Source organism: Amaricoccus sp. W119, from assembly GCF_047275745.1.
In the GTDB taxonomy this organism is placed as follows: Bacteria; Pseudomonadota; Alphaproteobacteria; order Rhodobacterales; family Rhodobacteraceae; genus Amaricoccus.
In genome coordinates, this window is record NZ_JBKQWU010000003.1 from 134,155 (window position 1) to 152,687 (window position 18,533).

Sequence of the window (18,533 nt, forward strand, 5' to 3'; positions counted from 1 at the left end):
CCGGACTTCAACCCTTCAGGTCCGGGCCACCCTGGCTCGGGCCGATCGGCCCCCCCTGCGCCGCGGCCGGGACCGGCTGGCGCCATCCGGCAATGGCGCATTCCTCCCCGCTTTCGTAGAAGGCGGCTGAATCGCGGCTCGTGGCCGTTCAGCCAGGACAGCCCATGGCCAGAGTCATTCTTTACTACGCCCATCCGGGGCACCGGTTCTCCCGGGCGAACCGCGCGATGTGGGCCGCCGCCGAAGCGGTCGATGGCGTCACCCGGGTCGATCTCTATGCCGAATATCCGCGTCAGAACCTCGACGTCGAGCGCGAGCAGGAACGGCTCCTGACGCATGATGTCATCGTGCTGCAGTTCCCGCTGTTCTGGTATTCGTCGCCTTCGCTGGTCAAGGAATGGATCGACCTGACGCTGGAGCGCGGCTTCGCCTATGGCAAGGGCGGCGACAAGCTCAGCGGCAAGTGGATGATGCTCGCCGTCACCGCGAGCGGGCCGCGCGAAGCCTATGCGGCCGGAGGCTATCAGCGCTACCCGTTGCGCGCGTTCCTGACCCCCTTCGAACAGACCGCGCGCCTCTCCCGGATGCGCTTCGCCGCGCCCTATGTCCTGCACGGCGCGCTCGGGACCGACCCCGGCCCGCACGCGGAAGGTTTCGCGAGGCTTCTGGCCGCGATGCGTGACGGCACCTACGATCTGGACCGCGCGGAACGCGCCGAGATCATCACGCATGACACATTGCCGCTGATCGGGGAGAGCGAACGGTGAGCATCGATTTCCTGCTGCTGGCCTTCGTCTTTCTCGCCGCGGGCGTCATCGCCGTGCCGGCGGCGGCGCGGCTCGGGCTCGGATCGGTGCTCGGCTATCTCATCGCAGGCGTCGCGATCAGCCCGCTCCTCTCGGCCCTGCGCGTCGATCTCGAGGAGATCCAGCATTTCGCCGAGTTCGGCGTCGTCATGATGCTGTTCCTCGTCGGGATGGAGCTTCGTCCGATGGCGCTCTGGGACATGCGCGGGCGGCTCATAGGGCTCGGTGGGCTTCAGGTCTCGGCGACCGCGCTCCTGGTGATGGCCGCCGCCCTCGCGCTCGGTCAGCCGTGGTCCGTGGCGCTCGGCATCGGTCTCGTCCTCGCCATGTCCTCGACCGCGATCGTGCTGCAAACGCTCGATGAGAAGGGGCTCATGGGATCGGACGGGGGGCGGGCCTCGTTCTCGGTGCTGCTGTTTCAGGACATCTCGGTCATCCCTATCATCGCGCTCGTCCCGCTGCTCGCGCTGCCGGAACTGGCCGATACCGGGGCCGGCGTGGCGACGGAGGCCGAAGGGCACGGCGCCGCCGCGGGGATCTTGCCGAGGCTGGCCGGCTGGCACGCGGCGCTCGCGACGATCGTGGCCATCGCCGGGGTGGTGGCGGGCGGCATCTATCTCACGCGGCATGTCTTCCGCTTCATCGAGACGGCGCATCTGCGGGAGCTCTTCGTCGCGGCGACGCTGCTCTTCGTCATCGGCATCGCTCTCGTCATGACGATGATCGGCCTCTCGCCGGCGCTCGGCGCCTTCATCGGCGGCGTGGTCCTCGCCAACAGCGAATACCGCCACGAGCTCGAAAGCGACATCAGCCCGTTCCGCGGCCTGCTCCTCGGCTTGTTCTTCATGACGGTCGGCGCCGCGATCAACTTCGAGTTGATGTTCGCCGATCTCGGGGCGATTCTGGCGATGACACTCGGGCTGATGGCGATCAAGGCGCTGGTGCTGTTGACTCTCGCCTGGCTCTTCCGACTCAGGGGCGCCGACCGCTGGCTCTTCGGGCTCGGGCTGGCGCAGGCCGGCGAGTTCGGCTTCGTGCTCCTCTCTCTCACGCTGGCCAATAACGTGATCCCGCGGGAGGTCGCCGAGCGCCTGTCGCTCGTCGTGGCGATGTCGATGCTGCTGACACCGCTTCTCTTCATCTTCCACGACCGGGTAATCCTGCCGCGCTTCCGCCGCGAGGAGGCGCGCGAACCGGACGCGATCGAGGAAAAGGGCGAGGTCATCATCGCGGGCCATGGCCGCTTCGGGGGCAACGTCAACCGGATGCTGCTCGCGGCGGGCTACAAGACGACGGTGCTGGACTATTCGTCGACCCAGCTCGAAGTGCTGCGCGCCTATGGGGTGCGCGCCTTCTATGGCGATGCGACGCGGCCGGATCTCCTGGAGGCCGCGGGCATCGCCGAGGCGCGGATGCTGGTGATCGCGATAGATCAGCGGGAGGCCGCCACCGAACTCGTGCGCTATGTCACCAAGACCTATCCGCGGGTCCACGTCATCGCCCGCGCACACGACGATCAACATGTCTACGAGCTCTGGGCCGCCGGCTGCCGCGACATCATCCGCGAGACCTTCGACGGCAGCGTCCGCGCCGGCCGGTCGGCCTATGAGGCGCTCGGCATGCATCCGTTCGAGGCGGAGACCCTGACCCGGGCCTTCGTCGCGGATGCGCGGATGTTCCTTCGCGAGCTGGCGCCGCTCTATGATCCGGATGTTCCGCATCACCTGAACGCGCCCTACCGCGACCGCGCCCGCGAATTGCAGGCGGAGCGCGACGCCCGGCTCGCGGCGCGCGGCACCGCCTTCGCGGCCCGCTCCGACCGGGCGTGGTCGCCGCCAACGGCGCGCGATCGGGAGGAGGCGGAACGGGCGGGACTGGATTCGGGTGGCTCGGATCTCGGGCATTCGGATCGCGGGGTCCCGGATCTCGGGGTCCCGGATCTCGGGGGCGCGGCAGGCGATCCGCGCGGCCGGGGATCGGTTCCGAACTGACGGCCGCGACGACTCCCCTCGCCGCGTCACGCGGCCGCGCTGGCGGGCAAGGCGATATCGGCGAGCGTCGAGCGGTCCAGGTCCTCCAGAAACCGCGCCTCGGCATGGCGGAGCCGCGCCTTGAGCCGGCAGCGGCCATCAATCGCGCAGAGGCCACCTCCCGACCCGAAACATTCGACCAGCGGCTGGCCCTCTTCGAGCAGCCGCACAACCTCGCCGAGCCGGATCTCCGCCGGTTCCCGGCCGAGGACCGCGCCGCCACCGCCGCCGCGCCGCGTTTCCACGAGCCCGCCGCGGGCCAGCCGTTGCATGATCTTCGCCAGATGGTTGCGCGAGAGGCCGAACTCCCGGGCAAGCTCACCCGTCGAGACCGGCTGCCCCGGCGTGCCCGCCATCCGCATCAGCATCCGGAGGCCGTAGTCGGTGAAGGATGTGAGCCGCATCGTTTCCGTGTCCGGTTGAATTGGTATTTACAATACCTATTCATCATCGTAGCTCTCAAGGCAAGCTGGAACGGGAGGCGCCGATGTCATCAGCCAGACCGAGGATCGCATCCGCGCGTCCCGACATGACGGCCGAGCTTATGGCCCGGACAGGTCTCGACGACGACATCCTGACGGCGCTCGTGCATCGCTTCTATGCGAAGGTCCGGGCGGATGCCGCACTCGGTCCGATCTTCGCCGCGCGGATTACCGACTGGGAGCCGCATCTGGAACGGATGGCGGCCTTCTGGTCCTCCGTCGCGCTGATGACCGGGCGCTACCACGGCGCGCCGGTGCCGGCGCATGCCGGCCTCCCCATTGGATGGGCGCATTTCGAGCGGTGGCTGGCGCTGTTTCGGGAAACAGCCTTCGAAGTCTGCCCGCCTCAGGGTGCCGAGCATGTGATCGAACGCGCCGAACGGATCGCGCGCTCGCTTCACATGGCGGTCGAGGACGCCAGCTCCGGCCCGGTTCCGTCACTGCGATGACGGGTCGATCGAGCCGCGAGGCTCGGAGTCCGGCCGGCGCGGAGGATCTCCGGTGAGCCGGAACCCGCCCCTCCCCGCGAGCCTCGCCGATCGCATCCGCCTCAAGCGGATATACCTCGCCGCCCATGCCTCCGACGGCAAGCGCGTGCTCGTCGACCGCCTCTGGCCGCGTGGCATGTCGAAGGACCGCGCCCGCCTCCACGACTGGAACAAGACCGTCGCCCCGAGCCAGGAGTTGCGCGTCTGGTTCCACGCGGACCGGGAACGCTGGGAGGAGTTCCGGGCGCGATACGTGAAGGAACTCGAGGCCAGGGGCGAGGCGATCCGGGGGCTCGCCGATCTCGCGCGGGACGATATCGTCACGCTGGTCACCGCGGCGAAGGACGCGGACCATAACCACGCCGTCGTGCTGCGCGACCATCTCCGTGCCTGGATCGGGGCGCGAGAGGCCGGGAAACCATGAGGGATTGCTTCCGGCACCGCCGCCGGGACCTCTCGCGCGGAGGCTACGCCGGTCTCACAGAAGGTCCCTCGGATCGCGTCCGGGCCGGGACTTGTAGGCCGGCAAGGTCCAGCCGAACCGGAGCGCCCCGCCCCGGACACCCAGCGCGACGATGAAGGCGACCGCCGCCGCGAGCGACTGCGGCTGGTCCGAGGCCCGGGCGGCCACGAACACGACCGAGCCCGCCATGGCCGCGGCGACATAGATCTCCTGCCGCATCAGGACCGAGGGTTCGCTGGCCAGCACGTCGCGGATGATGCCGCCGAGCGTGCCGGTGATCATGCCCATGATCACGCCGACGACCGGCGACCCGGTGATCACGAGCCCCTTGTAGGCGCCGAAGACGGCGTAGGCCGACAGGGCCACCGCGTCGAGCCAGACCAGTGTCCGGTATCTCGATTCGATGCGATGCGCCGTGCAGTAGACCACGACCGCCGTGACCGCGCAGACCAGGATGTAGACATGCCGCTCGACCCAGAAGACCGGAACGCCGAGGATCAGGTCGCGCACGGTCCCGCCGCCGGTCCCGGTGATGGCTGCGAGGAACATGAAGCCGATAACGTCGAGCTGCTTTCGCGAGGCGGCGAGCGCCCCCGAAGCCGCGAAGAGCGCGACGCCCGCGTAATCCAGAACTTCGATCGGGCTCATCGCAGTCTCCTCTTCCTGTCGAGCGCGGCGCCCGGCACGCGGACAAGGGTCCGCGCCGGACCGATCCGCCCCGTCGCGCCCCGCGCATAGCGTCTTTCGACCGGCCCCGCCCAGCCCCATTCTGGACCGCGGTCGCCGCGACCCGATGCTGGCCGCGGCCTCCGGAAGCGCGGCAACTCCCGAGGTCCGGGTAACGGCGGTGAAACGGAGCGTGTTGCCGTGACCGCGGCCAAAGAAGTCTCGGCGATCGGGGCGCGGCGAGAGCGAAAACACCTCGCGACTCGGACGTCGGCGTCGCATACCGCGTCCAAAGCACTCATGTCGTTGCCCGCCCCGTTCCCGCTATGGGTTTGTAAAATTGCGCCAAGACCTGAGGATCAGCCCATGACACAGATTCACGACCTTCCGGGGCACCTGATCCGCCGCGCGCACCAGACCTCCGTCGCAGTCTTCACGGCGGAGACGCGGGCCGCGGGCTTCGACCTGACACCGGTGCAATACGGCGCGCTGGCCACGCTGATGGACCATCCTGGCATCGATCAGGCCACGCTCGCGGGGCTGATCGCGCATGACCGGGCTACGATCGGGGGAGTCGTGCTTCGCCTGGAGAGCCGGGGCTACATCGAACGCAAGGTGCGCGAAGACGACCGCCGCGCGCGCATCCTGACCCCGACGCCGCGCGGTCAGGCCTTGTACCAGGCCATGAGGCCCGCCATCCTGGCCGCGCAGGAGCGTATCCTCGCCGGACTGGACGGGAACGAGCGCGAGCCCTTCATGCGGGCGCTGCGGAAGCTCGCTGAGTCCGGGAACGGCCTCAGCCACGCGCCTGGCGATCGCGTCGGCGGGTCGTCTGAATAAGCCGCCATGCGCGGCGAACGTACCGGCACGCGGCATCTCGCGGTCTCGGCTCCGAGGCCACGGCGAAGACCGTCTCCCCGGACTATTGCCCCCGCCGCGCCGCCGCGAAATGCGCCAGTCGGTCAGCAGGGGCTTTCTGGAGTGCCGCCGGCTGCAGGCCCTTTCAACCTGGGCGCCCAGCGCCGGGCGGCTTGCCAGCTTGCCAGCTTGCCAGCTTGCCAGCTTGCCAGCTTGCCAGAAGGCGCAGCACATCCGCCATCAGCCGGTAAAGCGTCCCGAGGCGAGCCAGTCGCGGCCGTGGCGATCACCACTTCGAGCCGGCCGAGGCGCTGGATTCGCCCCCCGCCGATCCTCAGGAGCAACCAGCTCGATCGGATTCAGCGTAGCGGACGGTCCACCGTAGCGCGAACTCGCTCCGCCCCCTCAGAAATCGAGATTCGCCACGCTGAGCGCGTTGGTCTGGATGAACTCGCGACGGGGCTCCACCTCGTCGCCCATCAGCTTGGTGAAGACCTCGTCCGCTTCCTCGCGATGCTCGATACGCACCTGCAGGAGCGTCCGTGCCTCCGGGTCGAGCGTGGTTTCCCAGAGCTGTTCCGGGTTCATCTCGCCGAGACCCTTGTAGCGCTGCAGGCTGAGCCCCTTCTCGCCCTCGCGCATCACCGCGTCGAGCAATTCCGAGGGGGCGTGGATCTCCTGGCTCTTGTCCTTGCGGATCAGTTCGGCCGGGGCGCCGTAGACCTCGGCCAGCGCCTCACTCAGCGCCGCGAGCCGGCGTGCCTCGGCGGAGCGGAGCGCCGCGCCGTCGATGATGCGCGTCTCCTCGACGCCACGCAGCACGCGCCAGAGCCGGATGCCCGCGTCCTGCGTCGGGCGCCCCTGCCAGCCGCGCGCGTATTCGGGCGCGATCATGTCGAGCCGCGCCGCGACCCGGTCCGCCGTGCCCTGCGGGTCGTCATCGAGCACGCCGCGCGCCAGCGCGCCGGCGATCGCCGCCTGTTCCAGCACGTGGCGCGAGTAATGCGTCGGGAAGCTGTTCAGCGCCGCGCGGACCGCCCGCGCCTCCTCCACCACCCGCGCGAGATCGGCGCCCGCGAGCACGGAGCCGTCGCCGAGTCTCAGGCTCGCACCATCGAGCCCCTGCTCGATCAGATAGGAATCGAGCGCCGGCTGATCCTTCAGATAGACCTCCGAGCGCCCCCGCGTCACCTTGAAGAGCGGCGGCTGGGCAATGTAGAGATGCCCCGCCTCGATCAGGGGCGCCATCTGCCGGAAGAAGAACGTGAGCAGCAGCGTGCGGATATGCGCGCCGTCCACATCCGCGTCGGTCATGATGATGATCTTGTGGTAGCGGAGCTTGCCGAGATCGAATTCGTCGCGCCCGATCCCGGTGCCGAGCGCGGTGATGAGCGTGCCGATCGCCTCGGAGGACAGCATCCGGTCGAAACGTGCGCGCTCGATGTTGAGGATCTTGCCCCGAAGCGGCAGCACCGCCTGGTTCGCCCGGTGCCGGCCCTGTTTCGCCGAGCCGCCGGCCGAGTCACCCTCGACGATGAAAAGCTCCGCCTTCGCGGGGTCCTTCTCCTGGCAGTCGGCGAGCTTGCCGGGCAGGTTCGCGACATCCATCGCCGTCTTGCGCCGCGTCAGGTCGCGGGCCTTGCGCGCCGCCTCCCGGGCGACGGCGGCTTCGACGATCTTGCCGACGACGATCCGCGCCTCGGCCGGGTTCTCCTCGAACCATTCGGCCAGCCGCTCGTTCAGGAGGCTCTCGACCGCGGGGCGCACCTCGGAGGAGACGAGCTTGTCCTTGGTCTGGCTGGAGAATTTCGGGTCCGGCACCTTGACCGAGAGAACGCAGGTCAGCCCCTCGCGCGCGTCGTCGCCCGAGAGCGTCACCTTCTCCTTGCGGGCGATCCCGCTGGAGCCAGCGTAATTGTTGATCGTCCGCGTCAAGGCACCCCGGAAGGCCGCGAGATGCGTGCCGCCGTCACGCTGCGGGATGTTGTTGGTGAAGGGCAGGACGTTCTCGTGGTAGCTGTCGTTCCACCACATCGCGACCTCGATCCCGATGCCGTCGCGCTCGCCCGAGACATAGACCGGGTCCTTGATCAGCGGCGTCTTCGAGCGGTCGAGATAGCGCACGAACTCGCGGACGCCGCCGTCGTAATGCAGATCGACTTTGCGCTCCTCGGCATGGCGCTCGTCGCGCAGGCGGATGCGGACGCCGGAATTGAGGAAGGCGAGCTCGCGCAGCCGGTGTTCCAGGGTCGCGAAGGAATAATCGAGGTTCTTGAACGTGTCGGTCGAGCCGAGGAAGCGCACCTCGGTCCCCTTGCGCTCGCCCGCCGGGCCGACGCGGCGCAGGTGCTCGACCGTGTCGCCACGCTCGAACCGTGCGTAATGCTCGTGGCCCTCGCGCCAGATCCTGAGTTCCAGCCAGTCTGAGAGCGCGTTCACCACCGAGACGCCGACGCCGTGCAGACCGCCCGAAACCTTGTAGCTGTTCTGGTCGAATTTGCCGCCGGCGTGGAGCTGGGTCATGATGACCTCGGCGGCCGAGACGCCTTCGCCCTCGTGAATGCCGACGGGGATGCCGCGGCCGTTGTCGTAGACGCTGACCGAATTGTCGGCGTGCAGCGTGACGGTGACCTCGGTCGCATGACCGGCGAGAGCCTCGTCGATGCCGTTGTCGACGACCTCGTAGACCATGTGATGCAGGCCCGAGCCGTCATCGGTATCGCCGATATACATCCCCGGCCGCTTGCGGACGGCCTCCAGCCCTTTGAGAACCTTGATGGAATCGGCGTCGTAAGTCTCGGGGACGCGGGCGGCTTCGGCCATGCTGTCGGGAGTCCTTGGTTATGGTGTCACAATTTAGCCATTGCCGACCGAAATGTCACCCTCGGCGGGCCGCGAAATCGCCGATTTTCCGTCCCAGACCAGCCTGTTAACGCCTTTCGCACCCGGACCCTCCGGTACCGGCCGCCTTCCTCAGCCGCCCGCCGCCGGCAGTGTGAGCGTGCCGTCCGCGCCGAGGTTCCAGAACGGGTTCATCGCGAGTTCCCAGACATGGCCGTCGGGATCGGCGAAATACCCGGAATAGCCGCCCCAGAACACCTTCTCGGGCCGCTTCAACTCCGTGGCCCCGGCGGAGAGCGCGAGGTCGAAAGCCGCGTCGACCTCGGCCTCGGTCGCGAGATTGCGCGCGAGCGTGATGGCGCCCGTGCCGAGGCCCGAGCGTTCCGCCCTCATGTCCTCAGCGAGATCGTCGATCCCGAAGAGCGCCAGCACCTGGCCGGCGACTTGGATGAAGACCACACCCTCGGGCGCCTGGGCGGCTTCCCAGCCCAGCGCCGCGTAGAAGGCGCGGGATCGCTCGAGATCGGCGACGCCGAGCGTGATGAGGCTGATCGATTTCGGAAACATGCTCCGTCCTCCGTGGGTCGGCTGATCCGCGCAGCCTGTCGGCGGGGCGGCGAGCCGTCAAGGATCGGCGGTGCATCGCCCGGCCCGCGGGTCGCCCCAGCCTAGAGATCGTCCGGTCGGCGGATCATGGAGCCGTCCGGCCCGTCTTCGACCCGCAGCCGCTCGCCATCAAGCCCTTCGAAAAGCTCGGACCCCGTGCCGGTGAGAAACGCCTGCGCGCCGAGGTTCGAGATCGCCGTGTAGAGCGCCCGCCTCCGATCCGCGTCGAGGTGTGCCGCGACCTCGTCGAGCAGCAGCGGCGGCGCCGCGCCGAAATCCCGCGCCACCGCCCAGGCGTTGGCGAGCACGACGCCGATCAGAAGCGCCTTCTGCTCGCCGGTCGAGCAGAGACGCGCCTCGACACCCTTCGCCGCGTAGACGGCGCCGAGGTCGTCCCGGTGCGGGCCGAGCGTGGTGCGCCCGGCCGCGAGATCGCGCGGCCGGTTCTCACGCAGCGCGTCGCGAAGCCCTTCCGCGTCGCGCGGCCCCTCCGCGAGCAGGGACAACTCGCCTCGGGGAAACCCCGGCGTCGCGGGCGCCTCGGCGAGCCGCGCCAGCGCCCGGCGCCGCGCGGTGTCGATCCGCGCACCCTCCTCGGCGAGCCGCGCTTCGAGCGCGTCGTACCAGGCGGCGTCCCGGGACTCGTCGCGCAGGAGCCGGTTGCGCTCCCGTAAGGCCCGGTCATAGGCGAGCGCGGCCTGAGCATGGTCGGGAACGAGGCTGAGCGTCACGCGGTCGAGAAAGCGCCGCCGCTCCGCCGCGACTTCCATCCAGAGCCGATCCATCGCCGGGGTGAGCCAGAGAACCCGGGCCACCCCGCCGAGCGCCGACTGCGCCGCGACCTTGCCATCGATCTCCACCCGCCGGCCCGCGCCCCCCTCGCTCCAGGTGGCGATCTCATGGGCGCCGCCCGGCCCGTCGAGCCGGGCCGTGACCTTCCAGCCGATCCGCTCGGGCAGGCGGGCCAGTTCCTCCGCCGCCGCGCCGCGCAGGCCGCGACCGGGCGAGAGGAGCGAGATCGCCTCGATGAGATTGGTCTTGCCCGCCCCGTTCGGCCCGAAGATCGCGACGGGGGCGCCCGAGAAGGCGAGCGCCGCCGCCGCGTGGGAGCGGAAATGCGAGAGCGTCAGGCGGCGGAGGATCAGCCGGCCGGGACGGGCCCCATCTTTCGCCCGGTCTCTCACCCCGCCTTTCGCCGCGTTCTCCGCCGCGTCGCCCAGCCCGTCCGCTGGCGTCACACCCGCATCGGCATCACGACATAGACGGCCGATTCGTCATTGCCCTCGCGCATCAGCGTCGGATCGCCTGACGAGTTGAACAGGAAGACCGCGTTCTCCCGGTCCACCTGACCCGCGATCTCGAGCAGGTATTTCGCGTTGAAGCCGATCTCCAGTCGCTCGTCGGCATAGGCGACCGCGAGTTCCTCGTCCGCCGCGCCCGAATCGGGGGCGTTGACCGAGAGGACCAGCCGGTCCTCCTCGATCGCCATCTTCACCGCCCGCGACCGCTCGGAGCTTACCGTCGCGACACGATCAACGGCCTGCGCGAATTCGGCCGCGTCCACCTCGAGCCGGCGCGCGTTGTTGGTCGGGATCACGCGGGAATAGTCGGGGAAGGTGCCGTCGATCACCTTGGAGGTCAGCGTCACCTCCGGCGTCGCGAAGCGCACCTTGGTCTCGCTGACCGAAACCGCGATCGTCGCCTCGTCGTCGTCGAGCAGCTTGCGAAGTTCGCCCACCGTCTTGCGCGGCACGATCACGCCGGGGATGCGCTCCGCCCCCTCGGGCAGCGGCGCGTCGATGCGGGCGAGCCGGTGCCCGTCGGTCGCCACGCAGCGCAGCACCGGCCCCTCGGTCGAGGTCGCCGCGTGCATGTAGACGCCGTTGAGATAATAGCGCGTCTCCTCGGTCGAGATCGCGAATTTCGCCTTGTCGAACAACCGGCGCAGCACCGGCGCGGGGCAGGAGAAGTCGCAATCGTATTCCGCGCTGGCCATGATCGGGAAATCCTCGCGCGGCAGCGTCTGGAGCGAGAAATGCGACCGCCCCGCCCGCACTTCGAGCCGGCCGGCGGAGGGATCGTCGGCCAGTTCCACCATCGCGCCGTCGGGAAGCTTGCGGACGATCTCATGCAGCGTATGCGCGGAAACCGTGGTGGCGCCCGCGTTCACGACCATGGCGCGCGCCTTGTCGATCACCTCGATGTCGAGATCGGTGGCGCGGAAGCTGACCTGATCGCCCTCCGCCTCGATCAGCACATTGCCGAGAATCGGGATCGTGTTGCGCCGCTCAACCACAGATTGCGCGCGATTCATGGCCCGGAGCAGGGCACCGCGCTCCATGCTGAGTTTCATGCCTGTTCCCCCTGCTCCCGTCCGCCCGGACCGGGGCGGGGAGGCGACACTAGCGGATCGTGCGCGGACTGCAAGGGCAAGCTTGCTCGGCGCACGGGTGACGCGCGGAGTGGACTTCGGCCTGTCCTCCCACGATCCGTCCAGGCGGTGCATGGCTCGGCCTCGGCCGCCTTCCTCCCACCCGCGATCCCGGGTCGGTCGGACCACGGTCCGCCGCCATTGGTCTCCGCTTACGCTTCCAGCATCCGGCGGAGAAGCTCCACGTCCTCGGCGATCTGGTTGTCGGTCTTCTTCAGCTCTTCGATCTTGCGAACGGCGTGGATCACCGTGGTGTGGTCCCTGCCGCCGAAACGGCGGCCGATCTCCGGCAGGCTCTTCGAGGTCAGCGTCTTGGCGAGATACATCGCCACCTGACGCGGCCGCGCGACCTGGCGCGCCCGGCGGGCGGAGAGCAGGTCGGACATCCTCAGGTTGTAATGATCCGCCACCTTCCGGATGATCTCGTCGATCGTGACCTTGCGCTCGGAGGCCCGCAGCACATCCGCGAGGCATTCCTGCGTCATGTCGAGATTGATCTCGCGGCCTACCAGCCCCGCGAAGGCGAAGAGCCGGGTCAGCGCGCCTTCGAGCACGCGGACATTCGACGAGATCCGGTGCGCGAGGAACTCCATCACCCCCGCGCCCACGACGACACCGGGATGCGCCTGCATCTGTGCCTCGGCCTTCGCCTGGAGGATGCCGAGCCGAAGCTCGTAATCGGTCGGGTGCAGGTCCACGACGAGACCCCACTGGAGCCGAGACTTGATGCGCTCCTCGAGCCCGTCGATCTCGCCCGGCGCGCGGTCGGCGGAGATGATGATCTGCTTCTGCTGGTCGATGAGCGCGTTGAAGGTGTGGAAGAACTCGTCCTGGGTCGAATCCTTGCCGGCGATGAACTGCACGTCGTCCACCATCAGCATGTCGACCGAGCGGAACATCTCCTTGAACCCATGCATCTCCTTGAAGCGAAGCGCCGAGACGAAACGGTACATGAACTGTTCCGCCGAGAGATAGAGCACCTTCGCATCGGGCGTGTTGTGGCGCACCTCCCAGGCGATCGCATGCATGAGATGCGTCTTGCCGAGACCGACGCCGCCATAAAGGAAGAGCGGATTGAAGGCGACCTCGCCGCCATCGGCAACGCGGCGCGCGGCGGCATGGGCGAGTTCGTTCGGCTTGCCGACCACGAAATTGTCGAAGGTGAAACGGCCGTCGAGCGGCGCCTGCGGCAAATCGACGTCAGCGGGCATGACGGGCCCCTCGGATCTGGAACGGAGAACGGCGGGCGCCCCGGGCGTCTCGCCGGGCGCCGCGGATGGCTCCGCGTCGCCCGGGATTCCGCGCGCTGGGTCCGGGTCGGCGGCCGGGTCGCTGGATGCGATCCCACCGGGCTTTCCGCCGCGCACGATCCCGGGACGGGGGGACCGCGGACGATATGGCCCCGAGGTGGATGCCGGCGAGGACCCCGACGGGGGCGCGACCGGGGCCGCGGAAAGCGGTCCGGAGGGCGGTCCGGGATCGTTCGAGCAGACCGCGACCGTGAACTCGAGCCTGCTCACGGGGACCTGTTCCTTGGCGAGCAGGTGGCGGATCGCCTCGCCGTAGTTGCGCTGCACCCAGGTGCCGATGAAGGTATTGGGCGCGGAGATGCGGACGATCCCGTGATCGGCGCCGACGAAGGCGAGGGGGTCGATCCAGTTCTGATAGGCGTCCTTTCCGATCTGGCTCTTCAGATGGCCACGCACACGCGACCACGCCCCAGAACTGGCATCCGGCATGTCATTCATCATCAGGCTGCTTCGTGGGATACGGCTTGGCGGAAAACGCGGGCGGCTGGGTGGTCGGACAGGCGGTCGGACGGGCCGTCTCGCTGATCCCGGCTGGCCGCGCGCACTCTGTTCGAACTCTCACAAGAACGCATGCCCATTCCCTCCGCGAGGCTTATCATTCTTACCGCCGCCAACATCAGCCGTGAATAGCTCCAGAACGATCAGGCCGCCGGCCAGTTACGCACAGTCTCTCCACCCCTTCACGACCGGCTATTCTTTCGTTCCACAACATAAGCCACTCGACTGTTCGGGCGGCGGGCCAGAACGTCGGCGGCGGGTTCAGGATAGCACGAAGGGCAGGAGTCAGATTCGTCACACTGTGGTTAACCATACCCAAGAGCCCCGAAACGGACAACCGGACCGAAGGAGGAACATCTCCGAATTCCCCCGGACGCCTCCCGGGCGCCTCCCGCACCACTCGGGGCTCGTGCCCGCGCAAAGAAAAACGCGCCCGAATCGGGCGCGTCGAAACGGTCCAGGGACCGCGGTTCAGGCTGTCAGGCGCTCAGGGCCTTCACACGGCCAGCGAGGCGCGAGACCTTCCGCGAGGCGGTGTTCTTGTGCGTCACGCCCTTGCTGACGCCCCGCATGATCTCGGGCTGCGCGGCGCGCAGCGCCTCGGTCGCGGCCGCGCCGTCGCCCGAGGCGATGGCTTCCTCGACCTTCCGGATGAAGGTGCGGATGCGCGAACGGCGCGCCTTGTTGACTTCCGTGCGACGCTCGGTCTGGCGCGCGCGCTTCTTGGAGGACGGCGAATTTGCCATATATGAGGTCCGTTTGTCAGTCGTGAATGGATCAGGGCGCGTCTCTATCGCCGGGCCCGCCCGAAGTCAACCGCCTATCGGGACATATCGGGCCGACGCCCGCGGTTCGGGCGGGTCTTCCGGCGCCGCTTCCCGGCCGGCGGGGCTGCCAGGATCTACCGTCCTTGGAATCTCGGCTCGCGCTTTTCGAGGAAGGCCGCCATGCCCTCCTTCTGATCCGCCGTCGAGAACAGCGCCTGGAACATCCGCCGCTCGAAGATGAGGCCCTCGCGCAGGCTCGACTCGGTCGCGCGCGCCACCGCCTCCTTCGCGGCCTTGATCGCGAGCGGCGGTTTCGACGCGATCGTCCGTGCGACCGCCCCGGCCTCGGCGAGCAGTTCGTCCGCCGGGACCACCCGACTCACGAGCCCGGACCGCTCGGCCTCCTCCGCCCCGATGAGGCGGCCCGTCAGCACCATCTCCATCGCCTTCGACTGCCCGACCAGCCGGGGCAGCCGCTGCGTGCCGCCGAGGCCCGGAATGACCCCGAGATTGACTTCCGGCTGGCCGAATTTCGCCGTATCGGCGGCGAGGATGAAATCGCAGAGCATCGCCAGTTCGCAGCCCCCGCCAAGACAGTAGCCCGCGACCGCCGCGATGATGGGCTTGCGGCAGCGCAGGATCGCTTCGGAGGAGGCGGTGAACATGTCCTCACCGAAGGCGTCGACGAAGGTGCGTCCCGACATCTCGCGGATATCCGCCCCGGCGGCGAAGGCCTTCTCCGATCCCGTGACGACGATCGCGCCGACCGCCGGATCGGAATCCGCCGCGCCGACCGCCTCGGCGAGTTCGGCGAGAAGCGCCGCGTTCAGCGCGTTCAGCGCCTCGGGGCGGTTGAGCCGGATCGTCGTGACCCGGTCCTCGGTCGAGACCAGAAGCGTCTTGTAGTCCACGGGCGGTTCCTTCTTCGCAGGCGCGCCAAGATGGCGTGGGCCCGGGCGGGGATCAAGCGCGCATCAGACCGGACTCCGCTCCGGCTGGCAGCCGGGGCAGAAGAAGCTGGACCGCCCGGACTGGACGATCCGCGCGATCTCCTGCCCGCAGCGGGCGCAGGGCTCGCCCTCCCGGCCGTAGACGGCGAAGGAATGCTGGAAATAGCCAAGCTCGCCGTCGGCCTGTCGGTAGTCGCGGAGCGAGGACCCGCCCGCGGCGATCGCGTCGATGAGGACCTCGCGGATGGCCAGCGTCAGCGCGGCGATATCCGCTTCGCCGAGATCCGCCGCGCGCGTCGCCGGGTTGATGCCGGCCCGCCAGAGCGCCTCGCAGACGTAGATGTTGCCGAGCCCCGCCACGTTCCTCTGGTCGAGAAGCGCCGCCTTGACCGGCGTCCGCCGGCCCGCGAGCCTCGCCGCGAGGTGGAGAGCGTCGAAGGCGTTGCCGAGCGGTTCCGGCCCGAGCCCCGCGAGCAGGCGGTGCGTCTCGATCGCGGCGGTCGGCCAGAGGTCCATCGCCCCGAACCGCCGCGCGTCGTTCATCGTGACCCGGGCACCGCCTTCGAGGTCGAGGACGACATGATCATGCGGCATCGGCGCCGGATGGGCGTGATGGAACACCCCCACCGTCTCGCGACTTTCCCCGCCCGAGACGAGGAGCCGGCCCGACATGCCGAGATGGACGATCAGCGTCTCGCCCCGGTCGAGCCCGATCAGCAGGTATTTCGACCGCCGCCCGAGCCCCAGAACCCTGGCGCCGGTCAGCCGTGCGCCCATGCGCTCGGGGAAGGGCCATCGCAGGTCCGGCCGCCGGATATCCGCGCGGAGGATCACGCGGCCGGTCATCACCGGCTCGAGGCCCCCGCGGACCGTCTCGACCTCGGGCAGTTCGGGCAAGGCTCTCCTCCGGCCGTCTCGATCCCGCGCGCCTTGTCTCCGCGCGCCGGCACCATATAAGCAGGGGCGCCATCGACAGAAAGGCCCCGGCGATGACCGATCCCGACCCCCGCGCCAGTTCCACGCATTTCGGCTTCGAGACGATTCCGGAGGCGGAGAAGGCGCGGCGCGTGCATGGCGTCTTCACTTCGGTCGCGTCGAAATACGACATAATGAACGATGCGATGAGCCTCGGCATCCACCGGCTCTGGAAGGATGCGATGCTCGACTGGCTGGCGCCGCGGCCGGGAACGCGGCTCCTCGATGTCGCGGGCGGCACCGGGGACATCGCCTTCCGCTATCTCGACCGGGTGAAGGGCGCGGCGCATGTCACCGTGCTCGACATGACCGAGTCGATGCTGGTCGAGGGCCGCGGCCGCGCGGAGGCGACGAAATTCGCCGACCGGCTCGACTGGGTGACGGGCGACGCGATGGCCCTTCCCTTCCGCGACGCGAGTTTCGACACCTACACGATTTCCTTCGGCATCCGGAACGTGACCCGGGTCGAGGAGGCGTTGAGCGAGGCCTTCCGCGTGCTCCGCCCCGGCGGGCGGCTCATGGTGCTCGAATTCTCCCGTGTGCCGAACGACGTGCTGCGCTGGCTCTACGACCGCTACTCGTTCAACATGATCCCGAGAATGGGTCAGGTGATCACGGGCGATCGGGACAGCTACCAGTACCTCGTCGAATCGATCCGCCGCTTCCCGCCGCAGGAGCGTTTCGCCGAGATGATCCGCGCGGCCGGCTTCGACCTCGTGAAATACCGCGATCTCTCGATGGGGATCGCGGCGCTGCATTCCGGCTGGAAGGTCTGAATGCGCGGCCCGCACAATATCTGGCGGCTGATCCGGACCGGCGCGACCTTCGAGCGGACCGGGGCGATGGAAACCGCGCTCGAAGCCCTCGACGCGCCGACGCCGCTCCGGGTCGCCGCGCGCGTGCTCGGCCGGCCGTTCCAGTTCCTCGGCCACGCGGGCGATCCGTCGCAGCCGCCGGTCGTGCGCGCGCTGACGGCGCTCGGCCCCGCCTACATCAAGTTCGGCCAGCTCATGTCCACCCGGCCCGATATCGTGGGCCCCGAACTCGCGGACCAGCTCAAGGTCCTGCAGGACAAGCTGCCCGCCTTCTCCGACGCGGAGGCGCGCGCCGCGATCTCGCGCGAACTCGGCGTCGATCCCGACGCGCTCTTCTCCGAATTCGGCGCGCCCGTCGCCGCCGCCTCGCTCGCCCAGGTGCACCGCGCCAGGCTTCGCGACGGCGGACGCTCGGTCGCAATCAAGGTTCTGCGCCCGGGGATCGAGCGCGCCTTCCTGCGCGACGTGGACGCCTTCTATCTCGCGGCCTGGATCATCGAGAATCTCGCCCCTTTCAGCCGCCGCCTGCGGCCGCGCGCGGTGATCGAGCATTTCGAGGGCGTGGTCCGGGGCGAGCTTGATCTCCGCATGGAAGCGGCGGCGGCGGCGGAGTTCCGCGCGACGACCGAGGAGGATACCGGCTTCCGCGTCCCGAGCGTGATCTGGCAGGCCTCGGGCCGCCGGGTCATGACGCTCGAATGGGTCTCGGGGATCAACCTCGGCGATCTCGAGGCGCTCCGGGCGAGCGGGGTCAACATGACCGATCTCTCGCACCGGGTGATCCAGACCTTCCTCACCCATGCGCTGCGCGACGGGTTCTTCCACGCCGACATGCATCAGGGCAATCTGAAGCTCGGCCCCGACGGCGCGCTGGTGGCGCTCGACTTCGGCATCATGGGCCGGATCGACGCCTATACCCGCCGCGTCTACGCCGAGATCCTGCACGGCTTCCTGCTGCGCGACTATACCCGCGTGGCCGAGGTGCATTTCGAGGCCGGCTATGTGCCGAGCGACCGCGACATGTCCGAATTCGCCCAGGCGCTGCGCGCGGTCGGCGAGCCGATCTTCGGTCAGGACGCGACGCATATCTCGATGGCCCGGCTGCTCGCCCATCTCTTCGAAGTGACCGAGCGCTTCGGCATGGAGACGCGGACCGAGCTCATCCTGCTCCAGCGCACCATGGTGGTGGTCGAAGGGGTCGCGCGCAGTCTCGACCCGGCGATGAACATGTGGGAAACCGCGCGGCCGGTCGTCACCGATTACATCGCCGAGAACATCAGCCCGCTTGCGACCGCGCGCGACCTCGCCTCGGCGCTCCGCGTGCTGACCCGCTTCGGCCCGCGCCTGCCCCAGCTCGCCGAGGCGGCGCTCATTCGCGCGAGTTCGGAGGCCGCGGTGCGTCCCCGCCGCGTGATCCCGGGCTGGCTCTACGGCCTCGGCGGCCTCGTGGTCGGCGGGGCGCTGGTCGCGCTCGGCGGCTTGCTCTGAGGCGGCCGGGGAACGCGCGCCCGGCGCGTCGATGCGACAAAACGGGCGCCCTGCCCTGT

At 69.0% G+C, this 18,533-nt stretch carries 17 protein-coding genes; 7 read left to right on the forward strand and 10 right to left on the reverse strand.

All coding sequences use genetic code 11. The features are described from left to right. Positions 1 to 164 precede the first annotated feature (164 nt). Together ACLJK8_RS03615 and ACLJK8_RS03620 are read left to right on the forward strand one after the other, a co-directional pair. Positions 165 to 767 carry an NAD(P)H-dependent oxidoreductase gene (locus ACLJK8_RS03615; RefSeq protein ID WP_413148731.1) on the forward strand — a complete coding sequence of 201 codons (603 nt, stop codon included), beginning with the start codon at positions 165 to 167 and terminating at the stop codon, positions 765 to 767. After that, positions 764 to 2,797 (forward strand): cation:proton antiporter, encoded by a 2,034-nt coding sequence (locus tag ACLJK8_RS03620; RefSeq protein ID WP_413148732.1) that lies wholly within the window; start codon positions 764 to 766, stop codon positions 2,795 to 2,797. The genes ACLJK8_RS03615 and ACLJK8_RS03620 overlap by 4 nt, the downstream gene beginning before the upstream one ends. A 26-nt stretch (positions 2,798 to 2,823) precedes the next feature. Here the strand turns inward: ACLJK8_RS03620 and ACLJK8_RS03625 are convergent, their stop codons facing one another. Then, positions 2,824 to 3,240 (reverse strand): Rrf2 family transcriptional regulator, encoded by a 417-nt coding sequence (locus tag ACLJK8_RS03625; RefSeq protein ID WP_413148733.1) that lies wholly within the window; start codon positions 3,238 to 3,240, stop codon positions 2,824 to 2,826. Positions 3,241 to 3,323: 83 nt separating this feature from the next. Between ACLJK8_RS03625 and ACLJK8_RS03630 the strand changes: the two genes are divergently transcribed. After that, positions 3,324 to 3,767, forward strand: a complete 444-nt coding sequence (locus ACLJK8_RS03630; protein WP_413148734.1) for a group III truncated hemoglobin — start codon at positions 3,324 to 3,326, stop codon at positions 3,765 to 3,767. A gap of 52 nt (positions 3,768 to 3,819) precedes the next feature. Continuing rightward, positions 3,820 to 4,230, forward strand: coding sequence for a DUF488 domain-containing protein (locus ACLJK8_RS03635; protein ID WP_413148735.1), 411 nt, complete (start codon positions 3,820 to 3,822; stop codon positions 4,228 to 4,230). 54 nt (positions 4,231 to 4,284) lie between these two features. Here ACLJK8_RS03635 and ACLJK8_RS03640 read toward each other — a convergent pair whose 3' ends face one another. Then, a complete protein-coding gene (locus tag ACLJK8_RS03640; protein WP_413148736.1) occupies positions 4,285 to 4,917 on the reverse strand; it encodes a trimeric intracellular cation channel family protein in 633 nt (210 codons plus the stop codon). A gap of 384 nt (positions 4,918 to 5,301) precedes the next feature. Between ACLJK8_RS03640 and ACLJK8_RS03645 the strand changes: the two genes are divergently transcribed. After that, entirely contained in the window at positions 5,302 to 5,775 is a 474-nt protein-coding gene (locus ACLJK8_RS03645; protein ID WP_413148737.1) for a MarR family winged helix-turn-helix transcriptional regulator, read from the forward strand. Between the two features lie 423 nt (positions 5,776 to 6,198). Here ACLJK8_RS03645 and gyrB read toward each other — a convergent pair whose 3' ends face one another. The 8 genes from gyrB to mutM all read right to left on the reverse strand — a co-directional run bounded on the left by gyrB (position 6,199) and on the right by mutM (position 16,093). Then, positions 6,199 to 8,616 (reverse strand): DNA topoisomerase (ATP-hydrolyzing) subunit B, encoded by a 2,418-nt coding sequence (gene gyrB / locus ACLJK8_RS03650; RefSeq protein ID WP_413148738.1) that lies wholly within the window; start codon positions 8,614 to 8,616, stop codon positions 6,199 to 6,201. 150 nt (positions 8,617 to 8,766) lie between these two features. Beyond that, positions 8,767 to 9,201, reverse strand: coding sequence for a VOC family protein (locus ACLJK8_RS03655; RefSeq protein WP_413148739.1), 435 nt, complete (start codon positions 9,199 to 9,201; stop codon positions 8,767 to 8,769). A 101-nt stretch (positions 9,202 to 9,302) separates the two neighbouring features. Beyond that, positions 9,303 to 10,424: a DNA replication/repair protein RecF gene (recF, locus tag ACLJK8_RS03660; protein ID WP_413148829.1), complete on the reverse strand. Its 1,122-nt coding sequence runs from the start codon at positions 10,422 to 10,424 to the stop codon at positions 9,303 to 9,305. Between the two features lie 50 nt (positions 10,425 to 10,474). Next, a complete protein-coding gene (gene dnaN / locus ACLJK8_RS03665; RefSeq protein WP_413148740.1) occupies positions 10,475 to 11,593 on the reverse strand; it encodes a DNA polymerase III subunit beta in 1,119 nt (372 codons plus the stop codon). 230 nt (positions 11,594 to 11,823) lie between these two features. Further along, positions 11,824 to 13,422, reverse strand: a complete 1,599-nt coding sequence (dnaA, locus tag ACLJK8_RS03670) for a chromosomal replication initiator protein DnaA (RefSeq protein ID WP_413148741.1) — start codon at positions 13,420 to 13,422, stop codon at positions 11,824 to 11,826. Between the two features lie 536 nt (positions 13,423 to 13,958). Continuing rightward, a complete protein-coding gene (gene rpsT / locus ACLJK8_RS03675) occupies positions 13,959 to 14,225 on the reverse strand; it encodes a 30S ribosomal protein S20 (RefSeq protein WP_413148742.1) in 267 nt (88 codons plus the stop codon). A gap of 155 nt (positions 14,226 to 14,380) precedes the next feature. Beyond that, the gene (locus ACLJK8_RS03680; protein WP_413148743.1) at positions 14,381 to 15,157 is read right to left on the reverse strand and encodes an enoyl-CoA hydratase-related protein; all 777 of its coding nucleotides are present in this window, start codon (positions 15,155 to 15,157) and stop codon (positions 14,381 to 14,383) included. A 63-nt stretch (positions 15,158 to 15,220) separates the two neighbouring features. Further along, the gene (mutM, locus tag ACLJK8_RS03685; RefSeq protein WP_413148744.1) at positions 15,221 to 16,093 is read right to left on the reverse strand and encodes a bifunctional DNA-formamidopyrimidine glycosylase/DNA-(apurinic or apyrimidinic site) lyase; all 873 of its coding nucleotides are present in this window, start codon (positions 16,091 to 16,093) and stop codon (positions 15,221 to 15,223) included. A gap of 92 nt (positions 16,094 to 16,185) precedes the next feature. On the opposite strand from mutM, the gene ubiE reads away from it, so the two are divergent. Together ubiE and ubiB are read left to right on the forward strand one after the other, a co-directional pair. Continuing rightward, positions 16,186 to 16,947 (forward strand): bifunctional demethylmenaquinone methyltransferase/2-methoxy-6-polyprenyl-1,4-benzoquinol methylase UbiE, encoded by a 762-nt coding sequence (gene ubiE, locus ACLJK8_RS03690; RefSeq protein WP_413148745.1) that lies wholly within the window; start codon positions 16,186 to 16,188, stop codon positions 16,945 to 16,947. Beyond that, complete coding sequence (gene ubiB, locus ACLJK8_RS03695; protein WP_413148746.1) at positions 16,948 to 18,474, forward strand: 2-polyprenylphenol 6-hydroxylase; 1,527 nt, start codon at positions 16,948 to 16,950, stop codon at positions 18,472 to 18,474. The last annotated feature ends 59 nt before the right edge of the window (positions 18,475 to 18,533 follow it).

Coding starts and splice junctions, on each gene's coding strand:
- ACLJK8_RS03615 (WP_413148731.1), top strand. CDS start 165: ATGGCCAGAGTCATTCTTTACTACGCCCATCCGGGGCACCGGTTCTCC.
- ACLJK8_RS03625 (WP_413148733.1), bottom strand. CDS start 3,240: ATGCGGCTCACATCCTTCACCGACTACGGCCTCCGGATGCTGATGCGG.
- ACLJK8_RS03630 (WP_413148734.1), top strand. CDS start 3,324: ATGTCATCAGCCAGACCGAGGATCGCATCCGCGCGTCCCGACATGACG.
- ACLJK8_RS03640 (WP_413148736.1), bottom strand. CDS start 4,917: ATGAGCCCGATCGAAGTTCTGGATTACGCGGGCGTCGCGCTCTTCGCG.
- ACLJK8_RS03645 (WP_413148737.1), top strand. CDS start 5,302: ATGACACAGATTCACGACCTTCCGGGGCACCTGATCCGCCGCGCGCAC.
- gyrB (WP_413148738.1), bottom strand. CDS start 8,616: ATGGCCGAAGCCGCCCGCGTCCCCGAGACTTACGACGCCGATTCCATC.
- ACLJK8_RS03655 (WP_413148739.1), bottom strand. CDS start 9,201: ATGTTTCCGAAATCGATCAGCCTCATCACGCTCGGCGTCGCCGATCTC.
- dnaN (WP_413148740.1), bottom strand. CDS start 11,593: ATGAAACTCAGCATGGAGCGCGGTGCCCTGCTCCGGGCCATGAATCGC.
- dnaA (WP_413148741.1), bottom strand. CDS start 13,422: ATGATGAATGACATGCCGGATGCCAGTTCTGGGGCGTGGTCGCGTGTG.
- rpsT (WP_413148742.1), bottom strand. CDS start 14,225: ATGGCAAATTCGCCGTCCTCCAAGAAGCGCGCGCGCCAGACCGAGCGT.
- ubiE (WP_413148745.1), top strand. CDS start 16,186: ATGACCGATCCCGACCCCCGCGCCAGTTCCACGCATTTCGGCTTCGAG.
- ubiB (WP_413148746.1), top strand. CDS start 16,948: ATGCGCGGCCCGCACAATATCTGGCGGCTGATCCGGACCGGCGCGACC.